This window comes from Mycobacterium pseudokansasii, assembly GCF_900566075.1.
Classification (GTDB): Bacteria; Actinomycetota; Actinomycetes; order Mycobacteriales; family Mycobacteriaceae; genus Mycobacterium; species Mycobacterium pseudokansasii.
On sequence record NZ_UPHU01000001.1, the window covers coordinates 5397515 to 5421153 of the forward strand.

Sequence of the window (23639 nt, forward strand, 5' to 3'; positions counted from 1 at the left end):
CCAGGCATCGGGACATTGTCGCGGGTGCTCGAGCCGAAGTCGGCGCAGCCACACCACTGGCGGCAAAACTCGGCAAACGCTTTACCGAACCGATACCGGCCCGGCGGACGGCTCAGCGGACGGGCGATGAACCCGGGGATTACTCAGTGTTCGTCGTAGTGACCGTCATGGGCGGCATGGCGGCACCAGTCGTGCACATAGTCGACGTGGTCGCCGTGCGGAACCGCCACATGTCCGCAGCCCTCGCCATGAGTGTGGTCGTGCCCTTCATGCATCGCGTGGCCGCCGGCCGGTTCGCATTCGTCAAAGTGGTCGCCGTGCAATCGATGCAGATGACCGTCGTGCACATAGTCGACGTGATCACCGTGCGGAATCGCGACATGCCCACACCCATGCCCATGCGGATGGTCGTGACCCACATGCTGCTCGTGCGCTACAGCGTTCATTTCGTCCTCCTGGCAACTTCGACGGCTCGTCGATGTTGGTCAGCGACCGCCGCACTTCTATGGTGAGCTATCCGCCACCCCGGACAAGAGCAGAAAGTCACCGGGAAGGCTGTCTACCCCAGGGGGAAGGCATCGTCACCCGATCAGGGGACGGGCCGCTCCGCTCGAAGTAGGGCTGAAAACACGACAGACAGCAACGTGCCGCGCGGGCGAAAGTACCAGCGTGGACCCGCAAACGCCGACCGCCGCAGCCACGACACCCGACGACCGGGCCCAGCGCAGCCTCGCGGCGGCGGTTCTGGACCAAGCGCGCCGCACCCCCGGGGCACCGGCGGTGGTCGATGGCGATCGGGTTCTGGACTACGACGATCTGGCGCGCGTCAGCGCCGCAGTGGCGCGGGGCCTGCGCGCCGCGGGTATCGATCCGGGACAGGCGGTGGCGGTCTGCCTGCCCCGATCGTGGCAGCTGGTCTGCGTCATGCTGGGTATTCGCCGCGCCGGGGCCACCGTGGTGCCGCTCGACGCGGACAGCCCGGTCGCGCGGCAACACCACATCCTTGCCGACTCGGGCAGCGTGGCCGTGGTGTGCGGGGGGCCGGACGCGGCGCCGACGCCGGATTCGGTGCGTGCGCTGCGCGTGGCCGACCTGCTCGGCGCCGGGCCGCCGCCCCTTGACGAAGTCGACGCACCGGCGCAGGACCCGGGCTTCGTCTTCTACACCTCGGGAACGACCGGACTACCCAAGGGCGTCGAAGTCTGCGACGCGGGCATACTGCGGCTGGCGGAGCCGGGATGGCTGCGCCTCGACGGCGGCGTGCGGGTAGCCAGCCTGTCCAACCCCGCCTTCGACGCGTTGACCTTCGAGGTGTGGACACCGCTGCTGACCGGCGGTACCTGCGTGGTGTTCGGCGGTCTGGGCCTGAACGGCCTGACCGGCTTGAATGGCCAAGCGCATCTGCAAAGCCCGCGGCGGCTGGCCGAGGCTTTGCGGGGGTCGCGCATCGACACCGTGTTCGTGACGACGGCCTTGTTCAACACCCTCGTCGACGCGGTACCGGACTGTTTCGCCACGGTCTCGCGGGTGCTGATCGGCGGCGAGCAGTTGGACGCCGCCCGCATCCGCCGCTGGTACCACGCCAACCCGGCCAGCGCCACCGAGCTGGTCAACGTCTACGGCCCCACCGAATGCACGACATTCGCGCTGTATCACCCGATCCCGGCCGACTTCGCCGGCGACGTCGTGCCGATCGGACGACCCCTGCCCTCGACCGGGGCGGTGCTGGTCGCCGGCGGCAGTCGCGCTGCCGCGGCGGGCGAGCTGGCCGAGCTGTACCTGTCCGGCGCGGGCCTGGCCAACGGCTACCGCAACCTGCCGCACGAAACGGCGAGCCGTTTCGTGCGGCTGCCCTGGCACGACGACGGGGTCCAGCGCTGGTACCGGACCGGCGACCTGGTCCGCCGCGACGAAGCCGGCTTGATCACGTTCGTCGGGCGGGCGGACCGGCAGGTCAAGGTCCGCGGTTTCCGGATCGAACCCGCCGAGGTGGAACGACAGCTCGGGGCCCACCCCGCGATACGGCAGGTCCGCGTGTGCACTCGCCGCCATCCCGACGGCCGTCATGAGCTGCTGGCCTACCTGGTTTTGGCGGACCACCTGACTTTCGACGCCTACCACCGACACCTGGCGGACACCGTGGCGTCCTACATGCGTCCGCAGCACACCTACGTCGTCGATGCGCTGCCGCACACCGCCAACGGCAAGGTCGACGAATCGGCGCTGGTGAACTGCGGGGTAGCCCCGTGGCGCCGGCCCCGTACCGTCGAGCGCCATGACGGCGCCACCCTGCGCGAGCTACTCGAGTTGGCGGGCGGCGTCCTTGGCGTGGCGGATCTCGCCGCGAGCGACCGATTCGTAACCAGCGGCGGCGATTCCCTGACCGCGCTGCGGCTACGTTTTGAAATCCAGCGGCGCTGGCAGGTCGGCGTCCCACCTGCCGACGTGATCGGCAAAGACTTCGCCGCCCTGGCGGACGCGATCGCCACCGGCGCCCATGCCGGCCGCTATCCGCCGGTGCCTGCCCCGACCGGCCTGCGCAGCGCGCCGGCCACGTCCGAGCAACAACGGCTGTGGTTGCTGCAACAGCGCGACCCGCGGAACCGCGCCTACGACGTGCGACTGGCCTTCCAGCTGCAGGGCACTCCCGACGTGGCTGCGTTGCGCGTCGCGGTATGCCGATTGGTGGCCCGCCATCCCGCGCTGCGCACCGCGTTGCGGGCCGCCCTGGACGGCCTGCGCCAGGAAGTCGGTGATCCGTACGACCCCTGGGACTCGGTGGACGCATGCGACGGCGAAGCGTGGCACCTGACCGCCGACCGCTTTTTCGCCCCGGCCTTCGACCTCGCGCAACCGCGGATGCTGCGCGCGGGCCTGGCACCCCACAGCGATTTCGGCGGCAGTGCCCGGCCGGCGGCAACCGACGGCTTCATCCTGCTGCTGCACCTGCACCACATCGCCGTCGACGGCTTTTCGCTCAACGTGTTGTTCCGGGAGTTGTCCGCCGATTACGCCGCGCTTGCCGCCGGCCAGGCCCTTCCGGAGCACCGGCCGGTGCACACCCCGGTCGAGGCGACGCTGTGGCAGCGGGACTTTCGCTGCAGCCCGGGCTACCAGGACCAGCGCCGCGCCACGCCCCACCGTGGGCGCGACGCTTCACCCCAAGCAGTTGGGCGGCCATGCTGGCAGGGCCGGCGGCCGCCGGCTGGACCCCGCGTGACTTGAATCAGCTTGTCACTGACTGGCTGGGAGTGGGCCGGCGGATCATCCCCGACACCCCCGCGCGCCCGATCGGCTTGCTGGGCGCGATGCTGGCCTGGCACGGTACGGACAACCTTGCCGATCGCCCCGCGGCCGCCGACATGGCACGCGAAGCCGCCGAGCTGGCCGCCCGCCGGGAACGCTGCGCGGCCGTGCCTGCCGAACATGCTGCCGAGCTGGCCGCCCGCGAACAAGGCCGGGCCGCGTTGAGCGGGACAGGGCACGCCTGGGCCGCGCGAGAGTTCGCGCGTCTGGCTAACCAAAGCGCGCGCCGGCGTACCCAATTGGCTGCGGCCCAGGCCGCCTACGACGAACAAGCCGTCCGTTCGGCCCGTGGCCTACGGGACGCACACCCACTGTGACCCGCCGGGAACCCCATGGGGGTGTTGGCCGTCTCTTGGGATGACGACCACTGGGTAGGCATTCGTCATTGAGGTTGCCGATGCGGCGGCCGGTGTGCTGGCGGGGTTGATCTGGTTCGTGTGCACCATCAGTGTGACGAGGAACTGATGGGTGCGCGGCACCCCGCCAAAGTCTTGGCTGGCTTGCGGGGTGCCGCGCTGTAGTGCTTGGAGGCACTGATGGTGACGGTAGAGGCTGATCCTGTCCGCGTCGAGTCGCGGTTGGCAGTTGGGGGGATCGGATGCCCGACGTGCCGTGATGGTGTGTTGGGTAAGTGGGGGTATGCCCGTGTCCGCCAGATCGATGGAATCGGTGATCCGCTGCGGCCGCGGCGTGGGCGTTGTCGATCCTGCGCGGTCACCCATGTGTTGTTGCCGGTGACGGTGTTGTTACGTAGAGCCTATGCGGCGGAACGGATTTGGGCTGTGGTGACCGCCCGCGCTACCGGCGCGGGGCATCGCCGGATCGGCGCCGGCCTGCAGATACCGGCGGCGACAGTACGGGGCTGGCTGCGCCGCGCAGGGTCACGGCTTGAAGCGCTTCGAGTCTGCTTTGTGGGTGTGGCGGTCGCGGCCGGGGTGGACGTGGCGATCCCGGATGCGACGGGTTGTGCGTGGCGTGACCTGGTGGCCGCGGTAACAGCCGCGACTGCGGCGCTGCGGTTCCGTTTCGGTGCGGCCGGGTTGGTCGACATGGTGACGCCGCAGCAGGTGGTGGTCGCGGTCAGCGCCGGTCGGCTGCTGGCACCGGCATGGTCGCCACCACGGCGCTGAGCTTGGGCAACACGAATCGCCCCTGACGCCGGCACCGGGTGATCGGTGATCCTCGCCAAGGCGCTGCTCGACGACGGTTCGGGCGGGCCTTGGATTGCAGAGGAGAACCACGAAGTGTCGTTGGAGGAACACAAGCGCCGCGAGCGAGCCCAAGCGATCGGGTTGTTCCGCTATCAGCTGATCTGTCCGGCCCTGGATGAGGGGCTATCGACCAAGCAGCGCGGCAAGCTGGTGCGCGAGATCGCCGCCGCTACCCACACCGACCCGTTCGGAAACCAGACCCGGGTCTCGCGCGAGACGCTGGACCGCTGGATCCGCCGCTACCGCGGCGGCGGGTTTGAGGCGCTGGTACCTGCGCCGCGGCGGCTGGCCGCGCGCACCGACGCCCAGGTGCTGGAGCTGGCAGCCTCGCTCAAGCGGGAGAATCCGGCCCGCACCGTGGCGCAGGTGGCCCGCATCCTGCGCACCGCGACCGGGTGGACGCCCTCTGAGTCGACCCTGTTGCGTCATTTCCACCGACTGGAGTTGACGGGCCCGAATGCTGGTGAGGCCCCGGCGGTGTTCGGCCGGTTCGAGGCCACCGACCCCAACCAGATTTGGGTCGGCGACGCCCTGCACGGGCCGCGGGTCGGTGACCGCAAAACTTACCTGTTTGCCTTCCTTGACGATCACTCGCGGCTGGCCGTCGGCTACCGGTTCGGCTTCGCTGAAGACACGGTGCGGCTGGCCGCGGCGTTGCGCCCGGCGCTGGCCGCACGCGGTGTTCCCGCCGGGATTTACGTCGATTATGCCGACCTCACGATTATGCCGATATTGAGTGGGATCGGTTGTGGTGCAGGGGGTTCAGTCGCGGGGTATCGGCATAATCAGAGGCCTTCGAGGAACGCGAGGATCGGATCGGGCGGCTGGTATCGCCCGGGCTTGGTGTGGGTGGGTGCGGTGGCGGCGATTGCGCGTTCCTTCAGGGTCATGTCGGCGTGCAGGTAGAGTTCGGCGGTGGCAGTCTGTTCGTGACCAAGCCACAAGGCGATGACGGTGATGTCGACACCAGCGAGCAGCAGGGCCATGGCCGCGGAGTGCCGCAGGGTGTGGGCGGTGACCCGCTTGCTGCGCAGCGACGGACACGATCCGCGGGCGCGGTTGGTGTAGAGCGTGATTCGGCGCTCGACCGCATCGCGGCTGAGCGATCTGCCGGTGCTGGTGGGGAACAATGGGTCGTCGGGGGCGCCGCGACGTTCGGCGAGCCAGCCCCGCAGCACTTCCACGGTGTCGGGCAGTAGTGGTGTGTTTCGCTGTTTGCGGCCCTTGCCGATGCAGTGTACGTGCGCGCCGCGGCCGAGCTGCAGGTCGGCGACTGACAACGCGGTCAGTTCGGAGATCCGCAGCCCGGTCTGCAAGGTGAGCGCCAGCATCGCGTGGTCGCGTCGTCCGGCCCAGGTGTCGGGGTCGCAGGCGGCCAGCAGCGCGTCAGCCTCCTCGTTGGTGAGGTAGGTGATCAGGTTGCGTTGGAAGCGTTTCGGCGGGACCGCCAGCACGCGTTGGATCGAGGCGGCGTGTTCGGGATGGCGCAGTGCGGCGTAGCCGAACAGTGAGTGGATGGCCGCCAACCGGGTGTTGCGGGTGCGCACGCTGTTGCCACGATCGTGTTCGAGGTGGTCGAGGAACCCGGCGACCGAGGGCGCGTCCAGATCGGCGAGGTCGAGCTGGCTGGGCGGTTTGGCGGTGCGGGTTGCGGTATAGCCGAGCAGCAGCCGGAACGTGTCGCGGTAGCCGGCGATGGTGTTCGGGCTGGCCTGGAGTTGCCCGATGAGCCGGTCGGTGAAGTAGGCCTGCAGGATCGGGGCGAGCGCGGTCATCGCCGGCCTCCGGGTCTGCTCGCCTGCAGCCGTTGCGCGGCAAGGCCCATCAACTCGGGCGTGGCCGTCAAATACCAGTAGGTGCTGGCCGGGTTGACGTGTCCGAGGTAGGTGGACAGCACCGGCATCATTGCCGCGACGTCGACGCCGGATCGGTACCAGTCCAGCAGGCAACTCACGGTGAAGGCATGCCGAAGATCATGTGCGCGGGGCCGGACCGTGGCGGTGCGTAGTCCGATCGTCGTGGTGATCTCGATGAACGCCTCATGCACCGACGAATATCGCAGCGCGGCGCCGGTGGTGGCCACAAAGAACGTCTCCGATCGTCGCGGCGGCGGTATCCGGCGGTCGCGGCGGCGGGCGTAGCGGCGCAGCTGTTCGACGGCGCTGGGGTGCAGCGGTATGAGGCGGGGGTGGCCGGCCTTGCGGCCAGCGACGGTGAGCACGCCCGCCCGCAGGTCCACGTCGGTACGGCGCAGCGGCAGTGTTTCCCCGATCCGCAGGCCGGTCACTGCAAGCAGCCCCAGTAGGGTGTGTAGGGTCGCGGCACGCATCTCGGGGCGAAGGTCGTTGGCGGCGTGCAGGATCCGTTGTATTTCTGCATCGGTGTAGATGTAGGGTGTGGGCCGCTTGCCCTGTCCGGGGAATACCTTGGTGGGTGGGATTTCGGTTGCCGGGTCGATCGTGGCCAGGTAGCGGGCGAATCCGCGGATCGCGCCGAGTCGGTGCGACCAGTTGACCGGGTCGACATTGCGCGGCAGTCGCGCGAACGCGATCGCAGCCTCGGTCGTGATCGATGTCGACGCCCGCTGGCGCAGGAAGTCGAGGAATTGGGCCAACACCTGGCCGTCGCCGGCCAGCGCGAATCCCAGCCCTCGCCGCAGCCGCAAGTAGTCGTCGAGATGGGCGCGCAGCTCGGCGGTCATCGTGGGTCTCCGATCGGCCAGGGCCGCGCCAGCATCCGCAGCGCGGCGATGTCGACGCGGCTGTAGACCGCGGTGGTGGTCAGGCCCTGATGGCGCAGCGCCTGACCGATGTGCGGCAGCGGAACCCCGGCCCGCACCATCCGCACCGCGGCCGTGTGCCGAAGCCGATGCGGCCCAACCGGACTCACACCAGCGCGCACGCACGCGCGGCGCACGATGCCGCCGACGGCTTCACGGGTGAGCGGATGAATCGGGGCGATGGCGGTGACGAACACCTCCCGCAGGTCGGTGGATGGTCGTCCGCGTTGCAGATAGCCGGTAACCGCGGCGCCGACGTCGGACGGTAGCGGCATCCGATCCATTCGGCCGCCCTTGCCGTGGACGACCAGTACACCTGCCCGCCAATCGATGTCGTCGAGCCGCAACCGGGCGACCTCACCGGCGCGTAGTCCCAGCCGCAACAGCACCACCAGCACCGCGTAGTCGCGGCGGCCGATCGGGCGGCGCCGATCGCACGCGTGCAGCAGCGCTGGCGCGTCGTGGTCGCCGATTCCTCGGGGCAGCAGTGACATCCGGCGACCGGTCGCGGCCAACGCCGCCGCCGAGAGGTCCGCATCGACGAGGCCCTGCAGATGGCAATACCGCAGCAGCGCTCTTACCGCGGCCACGTAGTACTGCACCCCACCCACCGACACCCGCCCGGCCTCGGCGGTGATCGCGTGGGTCACATCCGCCGCCCTTAGCGCACTCACCTTGCCGTCGATGGTGTAGTCGACCAGGAACCGCCGACCGCGAGCGATGTACGCCGTGATCGTGGACCGCGACAACACCCGCTCCGACGCGAGGTAACGCTCGAACCCGCCCAGCAGAGCCTCGACCCCATTCGACGGCGGACGTGGCGGCGGCGCGATCGGCGTGACATGTTGCGCGACAAGGAAGTCGAGCAGCGGCACCATCGCACGCCGGCCGCGGTGAAGCGTATAACCAGTCGCGCGGCGTGAGGCCAGGTACTCGACGACACATCCTTCGGTCAGATCCCGGCCCGACCAGCCGTGCTCGTCCAGCCAGCGACTCAAGTGCGCCAACAGCCGCAGCTGGTGCACCGCCGACAACTGCGTATATCCCAACTGCCGCAACTTATCCCGAAAGCCATCCGCGAACGGCGCGAGCGGACCCTCGAACCGAACGTCGGTGACCTTGCTGACCGGCTTGCCCATCACATCCTCCTTCGTCAGAAACCCGTCGAAGGAGATATCAGTCCTGATTATGCCGACAGTTCAACCCTTCTCACGTCGCTGACCAGCAGCTACCCAGAAACGTCGGCATAATCGTGAGGTCGGCATAATCGACGCAATGCCGATATCGGCATTGCGTCGACAACGGCAGCGCCTTCGTCGATGCGTGGCTGCTGCGGGCCTGCGCGAAACTCGGTGTGCGCCTGGTTCATTCTCAACCAGGTCGTCCTCAAGGACGGGGAAAGATAGAACGCTGGTTTCGTAGCGTGCGCCAACAGTTCCTCGTCGAGGTCACCGACACCACCAGCGAGGACCTCGTCGCCGCCGGCGTCGATGACGCCACCGCGTTGTTGGAGCTCAACCGGTTGTTTATGGCCTGGGTAGAAACCGAATATCACCGCCGTACCCATACCGAAACCGGACAAGCACCGCTGGCGCGCTGGCAGGCCGGCTGGGACCGGGTTGGCCGCGTCCCGGCCATGCCCAGCGCTGACGAGCTGACCGAGGCGTTTTTGTGGTCGGAATACCGCGTGGTCACCAAGACCGCCACCGTGTCGCTGCACACCAACACCTACCAGGTCGATCCAGCGCTGGTCGGACGTCGGGTAGAGCTGGTGTTTTGCCCATTTGACCTGGAAACCATCGAGGTCCGCTACCACGACAAGTCCTATGGGAAAGCCCTGCCGCACAAGATCTCCCGTCACACCCACCCGAAAGCCAAACCCGAGACACCCGAACCCGAGCCGCCGGCAGCGACCGGGATCGACTACTTGTCGTTGACCGCGGCCACCCACGAGGAGCAGCTACGACACGACGAACGCATCGGATACCACGCCCTTTACGGCGATGACAGCGAAATCCCCGGCCAGCTATCCATCGATGACATCGAAAACAACATCGACTCACAAGGAGAAATGTCGGCATGAGTATCCAACGGCTGCAATCACATTGGGGATTCACCCGGATGCCGTTCGGGCGTGACCTGGCACCGAGCATGCTGCACCGCCATAGCGGCCACGGTGAGGCTGTCGCCCGCATCAGCTGGTGTGTGGACCAGCACGCGATCGGGGTGATCACCGGCGAGGTCGAGCCGGGTTCTCACTACTAATTTCCTTTCCCTGGTTGTCTCATCCGGTCCAGATTCGGGCCGGATGCTGCGTTGTTATGGGTTTTCATGGTCACGCAGATGGTGCGACCGGGTGCTCTGGACCGGATGCGACACGCTGGCCTCGGCGTTTCATGGCGTTGCAGCGAACAAAGCATCTTCCGGTGGTGGCAGTTGGATGGCCAGGCCCTTGCGTTGGCCGCGGTTGACATGCACCGCGTTGAGCTCGCCGCGTTGAATCCGGTCCAGGACAGTCTGTTTGGCAACGCCGAGTCGGCGGGCAGCAGCTTCGAGCCCAACCCATCCCTCGGGCGCGTCCGGGGTGATCTTGGCTTGCAGCTCGGCGTCGATGCGGATTCGCCACGGGCCGCCGGGGCCGTGCTGCTCGCCGCGGATGAACCCGCTGGCCAGCCACCGGTAGAGGGTGGCTCGGGAGGTGCCCAGCAGCGTCTGGGCTTCGGCGATGCTGACCATGTGCACATCCTCGTCGATGGGTCCGACAGGTTCGCTGGGACCGGCGATCCGGTGTTTGCGGCGCAGGCTGCCGACCCGGTCGCGGGTGAACGGCAACCCGGTCGCGGTGATCACGCCTTGCCGGGCAAGCAGGCGCGCGATCGTCGCGTCGTCGTAGTGGGCGGCCAGCCGTCGAATACGCTCCAGCGTGTCGGCCTCGGTGCGGATCGCGCTGTCCACGCCGCGGCGCGGCAACGCGACGGTGATATCGGTATGAGCGCTGCCTTCCCACCGGATCCGGATCGCGGCCTGACCAGCGTCGCGGTCGACGTTGATGACGACCTCACCGATCAGCAACCGCAGCAACTGCTTTCGTTCTCGGATGGTGGTGGTGTCGGCGTCGAACACCGCCCGCAGGTCAGCACCCGCGTGGGATAGCCAGGCCACCTCTTCCTCGGTGAGCACCGCCGGCCGCCGGGACTGCTGCGCGGCCAGGTCGGCCTCGGCTTGACGTAGCGTGCCCAGCCGTACTTCCCAGTCGCGTTCCAGGCTGCGGGCGACCAACCGGTTCTCCGGCTCGACCGCGTCGAACTGGCGGCGGGCTCGCTGGGCCTCGTAACGGGCCCGCTCGACGCCCAGCTCGAACGCGCGCACCCGCCGGGCATGCTGATCCTCGGCCTCGGCCAGTGCGGCGGCGGTGGCCGCCAACGCGGCCGGCTGCAACACGGTGAACATCTCCTCGACCACGGCGGCGTCCAGGCGGCGTCCGCTCAGACTCTGGCAGCTGCGCGCCGAGCCGTACAACCGCAGTCCCTGCGCGCACAGATACCGTGGGACTCGGCCATCGGGGCCGGAGTAGCCGACCAGCATCCGCCGCCCGCACTTGCCGCACACCACCAGCCCCTGCAGCAAGGCGCGGCCCTCACGCACCGCCCCGCCGCCCTGCCCTTTGGGCGGGTGCACGTTGGCGCGCAACCGATCCTGGTTGGCCAGATAGGTCTGCCAGGACACATAGCCGGGATGATGATCCGGGATGGTCACCTCCCACTGCTCACGCGGCAATTCCTGATCGCGGACCACGATGCGGCCGGCCTCGTCCAGACGCCGACTCACCTTCGTTCGCCCGAACACGTACGCCCCACCATAGGCGGGGTTGGTCAAAAAATCGTGGACCGCCGGGTAGGTCGCCTCGGCCCAGCGGATGACCCGCGCGCCGGCGGACCGGCGCGGCAGCCGCAGGCCATCCGCACGCAGCGACAGCACCACCTGACGCGCCGAACCCAGCTCGTCGAACCGGTCGAACACCGCCGTGATCGCGGCGCGGACCGCCTCATCCCGGCTGAGCACCACCCGGTCGTCCTGGTCATAGTCCAGCCCCACCGGCAGCAGTTGGCGCAGCTCGCCCCGCGCGGCCTTGTGCCGCAGCCCGGCATTGAGCCGCGACCGCAGCACGTGCAGCTCAGCCTCGCTCATCGTGCCCTTCAACCCAAGCACGAGCCGGTCGTTGTAGTCACCGGGGTGATACATCCCGTCCGCGTCGGCGATCAGGGTGTCGGTCATCGCGCACAGATCCAGCAGGTGATACCAGTCTGCGTTGCAGCGCGCCAACCGAGACACTTCGATGCCCAGCACCAGGCCGACCTGCCCCAACCCGACCGCGGCGACCAATTCCTGAAACCCGTTGCGTGCGTTCGCATCCGCGCCCGAACAACCCAGGTCGTCATCGACCACCCGTACCCGGTCAGCTGGCCACCCCAAGTGCTGCGCTCGCTGCGCGAGTTCGTATTGCCGGTTGAGGCTTTCGGTGTTTTCCCGCACCTGCGTCATCGTCGATTGCCGCACATACACCCACGCCTGTCGTTGCAGGTGCGTTGCCCGGATCTTGGTCAGCTCAGCCATCGCTGCCGTCCTCGGCCAGCACACCCCTGGCGATCATCCGGGCCAGCAGCGACAACACTTGCGCCCGTGTGGGTTCCGGCAGCTGCTCCCAGCTCCCGGCGACACGCTCCTGCTCCCACGGCAGCCGCAGTTGCACCGCGGCCGCTATCCTGACTCCTCGCACGGCTCACCTCCTGGTCTCGTTGGCGCGGATCCAGTGAGGTGAGCCTTGCCCATCCCGGCCGTAACTGGTCGGACCCGGTCACGACGACACGCCCGTGTCACGCGCCAGCCGGGACCGCAACCGTCGAACCCCCTCGACCGACAACGTCGTCGCCAACCCCGCCAACACGGCGGCGTCGCTACCGAAGACATCCGTCGCGTCGGCCGCCACCATGCCCGGCGTGCCGTCCGGCAGCACGACCACCAGCCTCAGCACGCCCTGTCGTCGACGAAATGACAACGCTCGCAACTGTTCCCCGTACAATGGGTGCGCGCGATCAGTTACCGTGATCTCGCACGGCAGCACCGCGCGAAGCTGTTGCAGTCTGTCGCCTGCGCTGTCGGCGCAGGCAAGACCGTAGCCGTGCGGGCGAGCGCCGCCAGCCTGGATCCGTCCCGCCACGTGTTCATCTACCTGGCCAACCCCACCGTCGGAGTGCGCGGCATGCTCACACACATCGTGGCCACCCTCGGGCACACCCCGGCCTTCCACCGCTCCGCCCTCACGCCACAAGCCGCTGAAGCCCTTGCCACCGAACACGCCGAACGGGGCCGAAACCCCGTCCTGGTCGTCGACGAAGCCCACCTCTTGGACAACCATCAGCTCGAAGCGATCCGACTGTTGACCAACCACGACATGGACTCCGGATCGCCCTTCGCGGTCGTCTTGATCGGCCAACCCGGTCTGCGCCAGCGGCTGCGGCTGGGCGTGCTCGCCGCGCTGGATCAGCGCATCGCCGTCCGATATCACATCGCCGGGATGAACGGCGCCGACACCGCTGACTACATTCGCCACCACTGCAAAATCTCCGGACGAGCCGACACCCTGTTCTCCGAAGACGCCATCGGGCTGATCCACAACGCCTCGCGCGGTCACCCCCGCGCGGTCAACAACCTGGCCCTACACGCACTGACCGCCGCGTTCGCCGCCGACCACAGCATCGTCGACGAAAAGGCAGCACGCATCGCCATCACCGAAACCGCCACGGATTGAACCCAGTCCGCCTCAACCCGACCACCACCGCGTCAGCCCGGCGACAACGCCGTCAACACGCCCACAACGGCCCCGCTCAACATGCCCAGCGGGCCGTCCTCCTTAACGTGATCACTTCAATCCCAATGACGCCGTCATCGTCATCCTGAGTGACGCTCAACACCCATGGGTAACAGGCCATATGGGCGCGCCATGCACACACGCATTCGCTCACCGCACGCCAGGACTGGGCATCGCGAATCATCGCCGCCCTCGGCGCGTCAATGTGAGCGCACACGACGACGGACCGCATCACCAAAACCGACGCATAGGCATTCTATGAATCGTTCTTGGTAACGGCCGTTTGGCGATATCGCTTAGGTCAGCTAGGTTCACCGGCTTTGTGTCGCAAGCCGAGGCTGGAAAGTACCTGGTTTTTGTATTGCGCCATGGTGAGTTCACCGGCGGCGAAAGCCACCAGGCGCTCGATCGCAGTGGTGTCCGGTCAGTAGCCCTCTAGTGCGCTGTTGGCGATCGCGTCGCGCACCCACCTCTGTTCGGCTGGTGGTAGCCGACCGGTGCACGCCTCGACGGCCGCCCACAGCCTCGCCTGGTCAGCGTCTTCGCTGCTGCACGCTCGAGGTCACCGCCCTGGCCGAATCCCCGTGGCTGGTACAGCCTTTGGCCGCGCCCGCCGGCGCCGGCAAGACCCATTCCCTCAAAGCGTTACGCACCGCCGCCCACCGCGGCGGCCGCACCGTGGTCGTGCTCGCGCCCCAAGGCCGCGCTGTCGACGTGGCGATCAACGAGTGCGCCGGCGACGAGGGCTACACCGTGGACAAGGCCCTCCTCGAGCTACGCAACGGGCGGTTAAGACTCGATCACCGCACCATCGTGGTCGTCGACGAAGCCGGCCTCATCGGCAACAACCAGCTGCGTGACCTGCTGGAGTACACCACCGGCTCCGGGACGAAGACCCTGCTCGTTGGAGACGCTCACCAGCTGGCGCCGGTGCGTAAACGCGGCGGTATGTTCGAGCAACTGTGCGCCGATCTGCCTTGGTCCCAACGCCTTTCGGAAGTCTGGCGGATGCTCGACCCCGAAGAACGCACCGCATCGCTCGCGTTACGCAACGGCGGCCCCAAACCATTGCGGCGCGCCATCGCGTGGTATCGCGATCACGACCGGCTGCGCTGCGGCGATGAAGTCACCATGGCCCACGACGCGCTGGAGGCCTACCGCGCCGATGTGGCCGCCGGCAAAGACCCGCTGCTCATGCCCGACAAGTGGGAACTGTGCGACGCACTGAACAAGCAGATTCACAACGACAACGTTGCTGCGGACGCCCCTACCGTCACCGCCGCCCGCGATCACCACATCGGCGCCGGGGACACCATCGTCACCCGCCACAACGACGCCACGATCACGGTCGGTATCCGGGACGAACACGGCCAGCCCGCGGTGAGCAAGACCGCATCGCAGGTGCGCAACGGTCAGCGCTGGATCGTCGAAGCAGTCGACACCGCCCGTCAGACAATCCTCGCCCGCCGCATCGGTGATGACGCCGTGGCCATCCTCGGCGGCGACTACCTACGTGAACACGTCCACCATGGGTATGCCGTCACGCTGCAATCCGAACAGGGTGACACCGGGCAAACCGCATACCCCATCGTCAGCGCGCGCACCGACCGCAAATCGCTGTACACGGGCCTGACCCGCGGCCGCGAAATGAACCGCGTATTCATCTACGACAAGATCGCCGGGGAAGGCGACCACGAACACGCCGAACCGGCCCCCGGTGTACACCAGGCCCGCCGCGGTGACAGCCACCAGGCTGCCGAACTCGTGCGCGCCATCACCGGCCGCGACAACCGGCCCCAAACCGTCCACCAAGTCGCCGCGGCAACCGACCGCGGCCGGCTTCCCGACCGGGTAGCCCGGTTCACCGCCAAACGCGACCACGACCTCGCGCGCCGCCGCGGCGCCCACCGGGCCTGGTCCGACCACCAAGCCAGCGAGCACGCCGAGCGGAACCGCTGGATGCGCGAATACCGTGACCGCAGCACCGACCAGACACACAAGGCCCGCACCCGCCAACGGAGCAGCGACACCGGCTACGACCTCGGACTGTAGAACGGGTGCCGGGCGGCTATTCGACGCAATGGACGGCGATGACGATGCCAGACCAGCTCGGGCGTTCATCGTTTCCGCTATGACGCCACCGGCCTACGAGGCAAACGCATGCGACTGCTCGATGACCTCTCCACCAGTGATGCCGGCCATCCGCAGGAAGCCCTGATCGGCATAACCGATGTCATCTGTCTCGATGACACCCCGAACGTCATGCACGACCTACGTGTAGCCTCGGCGAGCGGGTTGCCGGGAGGGCAAGCCGTGCGGAGTCTTGTCCGACAAAACCTGAGGGGTGCTTGCCGCCTGGTTGGGCTACCCTTGCCCCTTATGCCAAACACCGTGCGCATCAACACTGCCAGCGTGCAGGAGACCACGACGGGCTGGAGCGTCCTGGCGGCCGGGACGACCGCCGTTATGCCCCCGGCGATAACCGGTCTGTCGTGCCAACCCAGCGCCGCCGCCGTGAGCGCCGCCGATGCCATGATGTCGGGATTCGCCGCCGCGTTGAGCGCCCGGATTACCTCCTACACGGGCAAAGTCACTGCGGCCGTTGACGGTTACACGGCGAACGAAGCCAACTCAGCAGCCGAAATGACCGCCGTAGCCCCTGTGGTGATGGTCTAACCCATGACCGCACCGCTGCCTACCCTCTCGCAGCTGTTGAACTGGCCCTACGAGCACCTCAACGAAGCAGCGGCATATTGGCAAGCCCTGGCCTCGAAGTGCTACGACGCGGTTGGTCAGGTGTGGCGCGACACGCTGAACATGGACTGGGAAGGCGAAGCCATTACCGCGCTGCGCGCCGCAACCGGCGCCGACAAAACCATAGCCGCAAACGTATACGACCAGGTGACGCAACAGGCGTGCAAGGAAGCCCGCAGCGGGGCATCGCAAATCCTCGATGCCCGCAACCGGCTGAAATACAAGGTGCAAGACGCCGAAGAAGCCGGGTTCAGCGTGAGTGAGGACATGTCCGTCTACGACACCCACACCACCGCCAACCCAGTCGAGCTGGCCGACCGCCAGGCGCAGGCACAGGCGTTCGCCGAAGACATCAGGTTGCGGGCGGCGAAACTGGTCACTGCGGACACCGACGTTGCCCAGAAGGTGACCGCCACGATGGCCGGGATCGGACCCCAGGCGTTCGGGGAACCGATCAACGCCGACGACACGATCATCGGAGACAACAAGCACAACGGGGTCCAACTCGTCGACTTCACACAAGACAACGCCGCTGGCACCAACCCACCACCATTTGCACCGTGGGACACTCCCGATGGAACACCGCCGCCGGGCACTGGCCTGAGTCCGAAGCTGCAGCAGATGCTGCTCGGCAGTAATCCAGCTAGTTTGACCGGCCAGGGTCTTGTAGAGAATATGCAGCGGTTCGTGCAGTCACTTCCCGAAAACGATCCCAGGACCGCGTGGTTACGCGGTCAGGTTGCGGATCTGCAGGCGCATGTGACGGACATCGAGTACGCCCGCACCCATTGCACCACAAGAGATTGGATCGAACGCACCAGCCAGTTCGCCAGCGGTGTGATCGTTACCGGCTCCGGCCTGCTGGCCGCAGAGACCGGGGTCGGGCTCGCTGTCGCTGGCGCCGGTGGTGTCGGCACGGTCATAGCGGGCACGAATCTGCTGCGATGCCTAACGGGGAGCAAGTGACGGACGTACTGGAGGCCGCGATTCTGTCTGGCGCGTTTGTGCTGGCGCTGTGGGGCGCCTGGCGCCCGCACTACCGCGTGGCGTCGTACCTCGTGGCCGGTGCTGTCACGTTAGTGCTGATCGCGGGTCTGGTGGTCACCGGCCAGACCAACATGACTATCGTCTCGGCGTTCTTGCTGGTAGCAATGTTCGTTCCGATGACGGTCTTCAACCACCGCAGAGCTGAACGCGGGCGAAGTGGGCGAACGAAGAAGGGCATGTAGGTCAGTGGGAGAGTCACACCGACAGCGGACGGGCCAGCTCATCATCAACCCATCCGCTTGAACACCATCAATGTCGGTGGGCGCTGTCATGCTCACATGCATGACGACTCTGGCTCCGTCAGTGCTGCAACCCTCCTTCTGGCTGGTCGCCGGCTTAGCCCGAAGTTGCGACGGTTTTGACTGGGGATTAGTGGTTTGAACTGACATTATGGGTGCTGTTGTGTGCTCATATGTAGTCACGAATAGATGCGTGTCGTTGCTATCATTTCAACGGAATCAGGCTATTATTCTTGGTGTGCCACGCAATACTGGCAAAGCTCACGTAGTCAGAGTTAAGAAGACTCACGTGGATAAGCACGGCCACGAGCGCGTCTATGAGTCTGTGCTGTTGCGCCGCACCTACCGGGACGGGGCCAAGGTGCGCAACCAGACCGTGGCCAACCTGTCGATGCTGCCGCCGCAGGCCGTCGATGCGATCGAGGCGACGCTGAAGGGCCACACGCTGGTGCCGGCCGGCTCGGAGTTCAGCAAGTCCCGGTCGCTGCCGCATGGGGACGTGGCGGCGGTGGCCGCGATGGCGCGCAAGCTCGAGCTGGCCGCACTGCTGGGCCCGCCGTGCCGAGCCCGCGATATCGTGCTCGCCTTGATCATCTCGCGGGTGGTGCGGCCCACCTCGAAGCTGTCCACCCTGTCGTGGTGGCCCAACACCACCCTCGGCGTGGATTTCGGGGTGGCCGAGGCCTCCACCGACGAGATCTACGCCGGGATGGACTGGCTGGCCGACCGGCAGGACAAGATCGAAAAGAAGCTGGCGGCAAAGCATTTAAACGAGTCGGTGAACCCGGGCCGGATGGCGTTGTTTGACCTGACTTCCTCGTGGGTGACCGGCCGATGCTGCCAGCTGGCCGCGCGCGGCTACTCCCGCGACGGCAAGAAGGGCTGCCAGCAGATCGAATACGGGGTGCTCACCGACCCTGAGGGCCGCCCGGTCGCGGTGCGCGTGTTGTCCGGTGCCACCGCCGACCCGACCGCGTTCACCCAGATCGTGCAGGTGATCAAAGACAAGCTCGCCATCCAACAGCTGGTGCTGGTCGGCGATCGCGGCATGATCACCACCGCCCGCATCGACGCGCTGCGCGAACTCAACGACAACCCCGACACCCCAACCGCCTTCGATTGGATCACCGCGCTACGTGCACCCGCGATCGCCAAACTCGCCCGCGACGACGGGCCGCTGCAGATGAGCCTGTTCGATACCCAAGACCTCGCCGAGATCACCCACCCCGACTACCCCGGCGAACGGCTGATCGCCTGCCGCAACCCCACCCTGGCCGCCGAACGTGCCCGCAAACGCCACGACCTGCTGGCTGCCACCGAGAAACAACTGGCCCACATCGCCCAACGCGTCACCAAAGCCACCCTGTCCGGCGCCAACAAGATCGGCATCGCAGTCGGCAAGGTCAGCGGAAAATTCAAGGTGGGCAAGCTCTTCCACCTCACGATCACCGACACCGAATTCACCTACCACCGCGACCAGGCCGCCATCGACGCCCAAGCTGCCCTCGACGGCATCTACGTGCTGCGCACCAGCGTCAACACCAAGGTCCTCGACCCCGCCGCCGTGGTGCAGGGTTACAAAAACCTCGCCAACATCGAACGCGACTTTCGCATCATCAAGACCGACGACCTCGACCTACGCCCCATCCACCACCGCCTCGAGGACCGCGTCAAAGCCCACGTGCTGATCTGCATGCTGGCCTGCTACCTCATCTGGCACCTGCGCAAGGCCTGGGCGCCACTGACATTCACCGACGAAACACCACCGCATCGGGACAACCCCGTCGCCCCCGCGCAGCGTTCCCCAGCCGCACACGCCAAAGCCTCCACCAAACACGACGCGGCCGGCAACCCAGTACGAAACTTCCGCGACCTGCTCAATCACCTGGCCACCCTCACCCGCGACCGGATCCGCTACCACCACACCAACATCGAAATCGACAAACTCACCGAGGCCACCCCCACCCAGCGCCGCGCCTTCGACCTCATCGACGCCCCGATCCCAGTCACCATCACCGCGTAGCCAGAACCACCACCCACCCAAACCAGCCAATACCCAGGTCAACCCAGGAATTCAGCCAGTTCAATAGCCTTAACTTCGGCTTAGCCTGGCCAGACGATCAGCCGAGCGTGGCCGAATCCGCTGTCGCCGTTGCCCCGGACGCCTTCCAAGTTCAGCTGCTCAGTACGCCGACGCGCCAGGTATTTGACGTCGCACGCTACTTCGCGAGCCACGGCCAACACCGTGTTGTATTCCTCGCTGAGCTGACTCGCTGGCTCGACCACTTCGGACACACGTGGGCATCGCACGGAATCGACTTTGATCAGGCCCTTTACGACATCACCGAAGTCTTACCCGGGATCTATCTGGCACTTGACCGTCGCTCGTACTGCATTGTCTGCGACGCCTCCCGTGAAGGCATGGTCATCCATTACCCCGACGGCCGAGAACAGCTCACAGAAGCCGACCGCAACACCACCCGGCTCGCGCTAACTCAGACCATCACCGAAGGCTGGCCAGCCTACATCCAGTCGCTCCAAGCCGATTAACGTCGATGCGCGGGGGCCGGCCCCTAACCCTAACCTAACCACCATCCACGGCCTGCCGAATCGCCTGGCTCACATCGTATTGCGGGTCGCACAGTAGTGCGGCCACTGACCGCACCCATCTCATCCCCGCACCATTGCCGCGGGGCGACCCCGCGAACAGCAATGCCGCGAGCCCGTCGACCGCCAGCAGGCCCGCCAGCCACAGTTCATCGCTACCTGCAGGCCGTGCATTGAGCATGCGGCTCGCTAAAGAGGCCGCGTCTTCATATGAGCAGACCTCGATGCTATCTACGACGTCATTGCGAATCCTATTGCGCACCAGATGGTTTCCGTCCTCCCTCATCGGGAGAGCAGCCAGTAGGACGGCAAGGGATAAGGTGGCCGGCCGGCGTCGGCCTCGCGAGCCAGGCGCTCGATACGGGCCAGTTCATCGGCCCGGTCACCCGCGAACCGCCACCGCCGCACCCGATCCCGATGCCGCCCCACCCAATCCACGTCATCGCCACCCGCCGCACACCCCGCGTCATAACGCAACGCGCAGTCGTCGAGCTCCTGCCGCAGCATATGCGCGGAAAAGCCCACATTCCAGGGCCCTTTAACGTCGGTACCGCGCTCTGGCCAGCGCCCCGAGTGTGCTCTGTCCAGCAACGATTCCCACTCGTCGTCGGTTGCATCGACCACCTGAAATCCGGCCCACCGCGACACCGACGACCGATCAGCTACTTGGGTTTCGCGCAGCCACATCAGCGTGTCCGCCCGCCAGGCACCCAGCACGGCACCCCACGGCAGACCCAGCGCCTCGGCGGCGCCCGGCTCCCACACCCGAGGACCGCCCGCAAGTACCTTCCACCACACCCAGATTCGGCGGTCACGGCCCGATGTCAGCGCGTCGCGCAGGCCGCGCTCCCGCCAATTCGCGGGCAGCGAGCCAAGCCGGGCCTGGCCCAACACCAGACGTAATGTTGTGGCTACGAGCAGCCGGTCAGCCGTCGCGTCGCGCGCGGCCGCCCGCTCCCTGCACGCCCGCCGGTTCCAGCCCACGGGCTCGGCCGGCAGATCCGGCAACTGCGGCCGAGACTCGCGAGGTCCCAACGGCGGCAGCTCCGACAACCGCGATAACGGCGCCAACGGATCGCCACCGGGAGCGACGAATCCCGCATCACTCACGGCCGTCGCCGCTCTTGGGCGAGGTGCTGCTCCATGGCGGCGATCGTCGTCACGACCGTGGCTCCGAAGCCGGCTTTGATCCCGCAATAGGCGATTTCAGCCAACCGCGGCGGTTCGGCTTTCCAACATTGGATCAGCTCGATCATCCGCCCCATCCGGTAATAATGGGTGTACCAAAGGGTGATGGCCCGGGTCACGTCCGAATCGTAGTTGTCGCGGGGGGCGTGCTGGTCGGGCCACATCGCGGCGCCCCCGTGGCGCTGGGCGGCCGCCCGATCGTAGGCGCCCCACATCGTCGCCGTGGCGGCCCCGCCGCTGACCGCCTCCAGCATCTGCCCGTCAGCCTGTTCCACCAGCGGCGCACCAGTATCATCAGGCTTCATCGCCTCCTCAAACACGATGCGCGTCAAGGTCGCCGCCGCCCACGCCGATATGTTGCCCCCGCGATCCAGACCGTTGACCCGCTGGTATAGCCCCGGGTCGATCACGGCGAGCCGATGCTGGTGGGCCGCATCCAATTTCGGCGCCCCATTTACGAGCCGCAGCGCATCACGGTGATCTATCGCGGCGAAATCACCGGCAAAGTCATGTGGCGGGTCGGTCCACATCTCCGTGGTAGCCAGAGCTGAAACGGATGCGTCTGCAACGACTTTAGTCAAGCGGTCGGCGTAGTCGGCGACTATTTTCGACGGGAACTGACAGCCCATCCACACATCAGCCCAGCCGAGCGGCAGCGCGGGGTCACTAACCGCCAGGCGCACCGTGCTCGGCAAATACACCGTCGTGGGCAGATAGGCGCCGCCGCCAACGTTGTTGGCCACCGCAATGTGCGTACCGACCGGGGATCTGAGCACCACCACCGCCCACAACACCAGCATCTTCGATGCCTCGCTACCATGCGCCAGCTCACCCAAAATCCGTTGTGCGGTCACCAAATCCGGATTGACATCACTCGACGAACCGGCAAGTGCTGACATCGCGCCCGACGAACCCGGATTACCTGTCAGCATGGGCGGCGCACCGGGGCCACCACCGGTGGGGCCGGAACCGCCGCCGGCGCCTGCCCCGGCCGTGCTACTGCCACCCGCCGGCGACGTCGGCGAGCTCGGTACACCGCTGCCGGCACCAGCGGCTCCCGCACCCGGCGGGCTGTAGGGCGCCAACGGCGATGCGGTCATCCCAGGCGGGGGCATCATCCCTCCACCACCGGCGATCGGTGCGCTGCCCGCGCCGTGGCCGCCTGATACACCGGCTGAATCCACGGGTTGGGCGGTCCAACCCGATCCTGGTCCGACGCCCGCCGGACCCATCCCCGGACCTGCCGCACTCGGCGCGGCCACCGGCGGCTGGGTTGATGCCATGGGCTGTTGCGGTTGCGCCGGAGGGGTCGCCGAGGCTGTCATTCCACTCGTAGCGCCCATACCCGATGCCAGGCCCGATTGGAAACTCGATCCAGAGTTGGCGAGGGGTGCCGCCGACGCCGGCGAGACAGCTCCTGCAGAGGGAGCCGCCGAGGCCGGCACGGTCCCCGAACCCAGCTGCGACGGAAAACCAGATGCCAACGATGGAGAACCGGATCCCAAGCTCAGCATACGACCCCCACCACCGCCTGAGCCACCACCGGAACCAAGCGGTGATGCAGGTAAAGGCGGGGTCATGCCGGGGCCATTCGGACTCGGACCCCACTTACCGCTTTGCGTCAGCGGACTGGGATCAGGCCCCGTCAAGGCCCATTTATCGTGTTGGTCACCGCCGTTGCCTTCCGCTGCGGCGCCATCCAAACCAGCATCGCCGTCCTCGGACCACTTAGCCGAACTTCCCTCGGCCGGCTGGGATGACCCGGACCATTTGTCGTGCTTCTGTTTTCCGCCTGGCGGCTTGGGTTTTGGGCCTTCGGATGGCGCGGGGCCAAGAGGTAGCGGTGCTTCAAAGTTCACTGCCTTAATATGGCCCTCGGCGTTGGCCGCGTGCTCGTCGACGATGGTGTCCGCCTCGCCTGCAGCGGCCGCCAAAATTGATTGCGCCGCAACATGATCGCCGCGGTCGAGTGCCGCCTGGAACGCCGGTTCCTTGTCGTCGATTAGGTCCTGCAGCATCGTCTGCAGGCGCCGCAGCTCTCCGACCGCGTTCGTCACCGCGTCGGCGGCGGGCCCGTACAGGTCCTCGTGTGCTTCCCACAACTTTCGGTTGCCGTCGTGCGCCGCCAGGGCCGCATCGCCGGCCTGGCCCTGCAGCGCCGATTGCAGCCGCTGACGAAAGTGGGAGTGTCGATCTAATGCCGCACCCAGGAGTCGGCGCTGCTCCGCTAGCGCTCCACCGGACGACTCCAGTGCGGTGAGCGTCGAGGAACTCGGGAATCGGCCGGCTTTGATTGTCACGGCCAGCACGCTCTCAGATCCGATCCCATTCGCATCCATCGATCACCCCTGGTACTGATGGCATAACGACCACACGCGGTCGTCCGCCGCGTTCGCCGCGTCAGGCGTCCAACTGTTCGGGAGCTGTATCGCACCCTGTGCTGACTCACGGCTAACCATGGCCGCACGGTCGCGATACAACCGCAATGAGTCACCTATTGCCGTCCGTATAGCATGGTCTGCAAATCCGTTGTCGCGCAAAGCATCAGCTATATAGTTTGCTGCCGGACCAATGTCGGCGGCGGTTTTGGGCGGCGACGGCAGCATCGCATAGCCCGCTGCAAACCGCGTACACAAGTC

19 protein-coding genes and 5 pseudogenes are annotated in these 23639 nt (G+C 66.8%); 14 read left to right on the forward strand and 10 right to left on the reverse strand.

Translation table 11 applies throughout. The features are described from left to right. Positions 1-143: 143 nt before the first annotated feature. A complete protein-coding gene (locus tag EET10_RS24270) occupies positions 144-446 on the reverse strand; it encodes a hypothetical protein (RefSeq protein WP_081260261.1) in 303 nt (100 codons plus the stop codon). Positions 447-669: 223 nt separating this feature from the next. On the opposite strand from EET10_RS24270, the gene EET10_RS24275 reads away from it, so the two are divergent. The 4 genes and pseudogenes from EET10_RS24275 to EET10_RS24290 all read left to right on the forward strand — a co-directional run. Further along, complete coding sequence (locus EET10_RS24275; protein WP_174719712.1) at positions 670-3225, forward strand: non-ribosomal peptide synthetase; 2556 nt, start codon at positions 670-672, stop codon at positions 3223-3225. Then, complete coding sequence (locus EET10_RS24280) at positions 3222-3623, forward strand: hypothetical protein (RefSeq protein WP_174719713.1); 402 nt, start codon at positions 3222-3224, stop codon at positions 3621-3623. Before EET10_RS24275 ends, EET10_RS24280 begins: the two co-directional genes overlap by 4 nt. Positions 3624-3842: 219 nt before the next feature. Next, positions 3843-4436: a hypothetical protein gene (locus tag EET10_RS32495; protein ID WP_036404345.1), complete on the forward strand. Its 594-nt coding sequence runs from the start codon at positions 3843-3845 to the stop codon at positions 4434-4436. Positions 4437-4550: 114 nt separating this feature from the next. Then, positions 4551-5222 (forward strand): annotated as a pseudogene (locus EET10_RS24290) (DDE-type integrase/transposase/recombinase); the annotation flags it as partial. 80 nt (positions 5223-5302) lie between these two features. Here EET10_RS24290 and EET10_RS24295 read toward each other — a convergent pair. Genes EET10_RS24295 through EET10_RS24305 form a run of 3 tightly spaced genes read right to left on the reverse strand, consistent with a single transcriptional unit; the run spans position 5303 to position 8435 of the window. Further along, positions 5303-6292: a tyrosine-type recombinase/integrase gene (locus tag EET10_RS24295; RefSeq protein WP_122502308.1), complete on the reverse strand. Its 990-nt coding sequence runs from the start codon at positions 6290-6292 to the stop codon at positions 5303-5305. Further along, on the reverse strand, positions 6289-7218 hold the full coding sequence (locus EET10_RS24300; protein WP_036404012.1) for a tyrosine-type recombinase/integrase: 930 nt from the start codon (positions 7216-7218) through the stop codon (positions 6289-6291). The genes EET10_RS24295 and EET10_RS24300 overlap by 4 nt, the downstream gene beginning before the upstream one ends. Beyond that, positions 7215-8435 carry a tyrosine-type recombinase/integrase gene (locus EET10_RS24305; RefSeq protein ID WP_036404014.1) on the reverse strand — a complete coding sequence of 407 codons (1221 nt, stop codon included), beginning with the start codon at positions 8433-8435 and terminating at the stop codon, positions 7215-7217. The genes EET10_RS24300 and EET10_RS24305 overlap by 4 nt, the downstream gene beginning before the upstream one ends. Positions 8436-8590: 155 nt before the next feature. Between EET10_RS24305 and EET10_RS24310 the strand changes: the two are divergent. Together EET10_RS24310 and EET10_RS24315 are read left to right on the forward strand one after the other, a co-directional pair. Further along, a pseudogene (locus tag EET10_RS24310) lies at positions 8591-9379 on the forward strand (Mu transposase C-terminal domain-containing protein); the annotation flags it as partial. Next, positions 9376-9549 (forward strand): annotated as a pseudogene (locus EET10_RS24315) (ExeA family protein); the annotation flags it as partial. The pseudogenes EET10_RS24310 and EET10_RS24315, both read left to right, overlap by 4 nt. A 141-nt stretch (positions 9550-9690) precedes the next feature. Here EET10_RS24315 and EET10_RS24320 read toward each other — a convergent pair. The 3 genes from EET10_RS24320 to EET10_RS29330 form a co-directional block, all read right to left on the reverse strand. Further along, a complete protein-coding gene (locus tag EET10_RS24320; protein ID WP_036407760.1) occupies positions 9691-11910 on the reverse strand; it encodes a recombinase family protein in 2220 nt (739 codons plus the stop codon). Beyond that, on the reverse strand, positions 11903-12073 hold the full coding sequence (locus tag EET10_RS29800) for a hypothetical protein (protein WP_167480138.1): 171 nt from the start codon (positions 12071-12073) through the stop codon (positions 11903-11905). The genes EET10_RS24320 and EET10_RS29800 overlap by 8 nt, the downstream gene beginning before the upstream one ends. 78 nt (positions 12074-12151) lie before the next feature. Further along, positions 12152-12352 (reverse strand): hypothetical protein, encoded by a 201-nt coding sequence (locus EET10_RS29330; RefSeq protein WP_136623063.1) that lies wholly within the window; start codon positions 12350-12352, stop codon positions 12152-12154. A gap of 99 nt (positions 12353-12451) precedes the next feature. Here EET10_RS29330 and EET10_RS24325 point away from each other — a divergent pair. The 8 genes and pseudogenes from EET10_RS24325 to EET10_RS24355 form a co-directional block, all read left to right on the forward strand. Further along, a pseudogene (locus tag EET10_RS24325) lies at positions 12452-13105 on the forward strand (ExeA family protein); the annotation flags it as partial. Positions 13106-13648: 543 nt separating this feature from the next. Then, a complete protein-coding gene (locus EET10_RS24330) occupies positions 13649-15217 on the forward strand; it encodes an AAA family ATPase (protein WP_276862308.1) in 1569 nt (522 codons plus the stop codon). A gap of 108 nt (positions 15218-15325) precedes the next feature. Continuing rightward, positions 15326-15397: pseudogene (locus EET10_RS32500) on the forward strand (hypothetical protein); the annotation flags it as partial. A 147-nt stretch (positions 15398-15544) separates the two neighbouring features. Next, complete coding sequence (locus tag EET10_RS30310) at positions 15545-15841, forward strand: hypothetical protein (protein ID WP_036407425.1); 297 nt, start codon at positions 15545-15547, stop codon at positions 15839-15841. Positions 15842-15844: 3 nt separating this feature from the next. After that, positions 15845-16885, forward strand: a complete 1041-nt coding sequence (locus tag EET10_RS24340; RefSeq protein ID WP_246013690.1) for a hypothetical protein — start codon at positions 15845-15847, stop codon at positions 16883-16885. Next, positions 16882-17148, forward strand: coding sequence for a hypothetical protein (locus EET10_RS24345; protein ID WP_023371616.1), 267 nt, complete (start codon positions 16882-16884; stop codon positions 17146-17148). Before EET10_RS24340 ends, EET10_RS24345 begins: the two co-directional genes overlap by 4 nt. A 295-nt stretch (positions 17149-17443) precedes the next feature. After that, a complete protein-coding gene (locus tag EET10_RS24350) occupies positions 17444-19228 on the forward strand; it encodes an IS1634 family transposase (protein WP_425461696.1) in 1785 nt (594 codons plus the stop codon). A gap of 107 nt (positions 19229-19335) precedes the next feature. Continuing rightward, the gene (locus tag EET10_RS24355) at positions 19336-19755 is read left to right on the forward strand and encodes a hypothetical protein (RefSeq protein ID WP_122502565.1); all 420 of its coding nucleotides are present in this window, start codon (positions 19336-19338) and stop codon (positions 19753-19755) included. A gap of 34 nt (positions 19756-19789) precedes the next feature. Here EET10_RS24355 and EET10_RS24360 read toward each other — a convergent pair whose 3' ends face one another. The 3 genes from EET10_RS24360 to EET10_RS29335 all read right to left on the reverse strand — a co-directional run bounded on the left by EET10_RS24360 (position 19790) and on the right by EET10_RS29335 (position 22184). Continuing rightward, the gene (locus EET10_RS24360; protein WP_036407423.1) at positions 19790-19993 is read right to left on the reverse strand and encodes a hypothetical protein; all 204 of its coding nucleotides are present in this window, start codon (positions 19991-19993) and stop codon (positions 19790-19792) included. A 101-nt stretch (positions 19994-20094) separates the two neighbouring features. Next, positions 20095-20922, reverse strand: a complete 828-nt coding sequence (locus EET10_RS24365; RefSeq protein WP_023371622.1) for a hypothetical protein — start codon at positions 20920-20922, stop codon at positions 20095-20097. Beyond that, positions 20919-22184: a hypothetical protein gene (locus EET10_RS29335; protein WP_136624761.1), complete on the reverse strand. Its 1266-nt coding sequence runs from the start codon at positions 22182-22184 to the stop codon at positions 20919-20921. The genes EET10_RS24365 and EET10_RS29335 overlap by 4 nt, the downstream gene beginning before the upstream one ends. Positions 22185-23639 lie beyond the last annotated feature (1455 nt).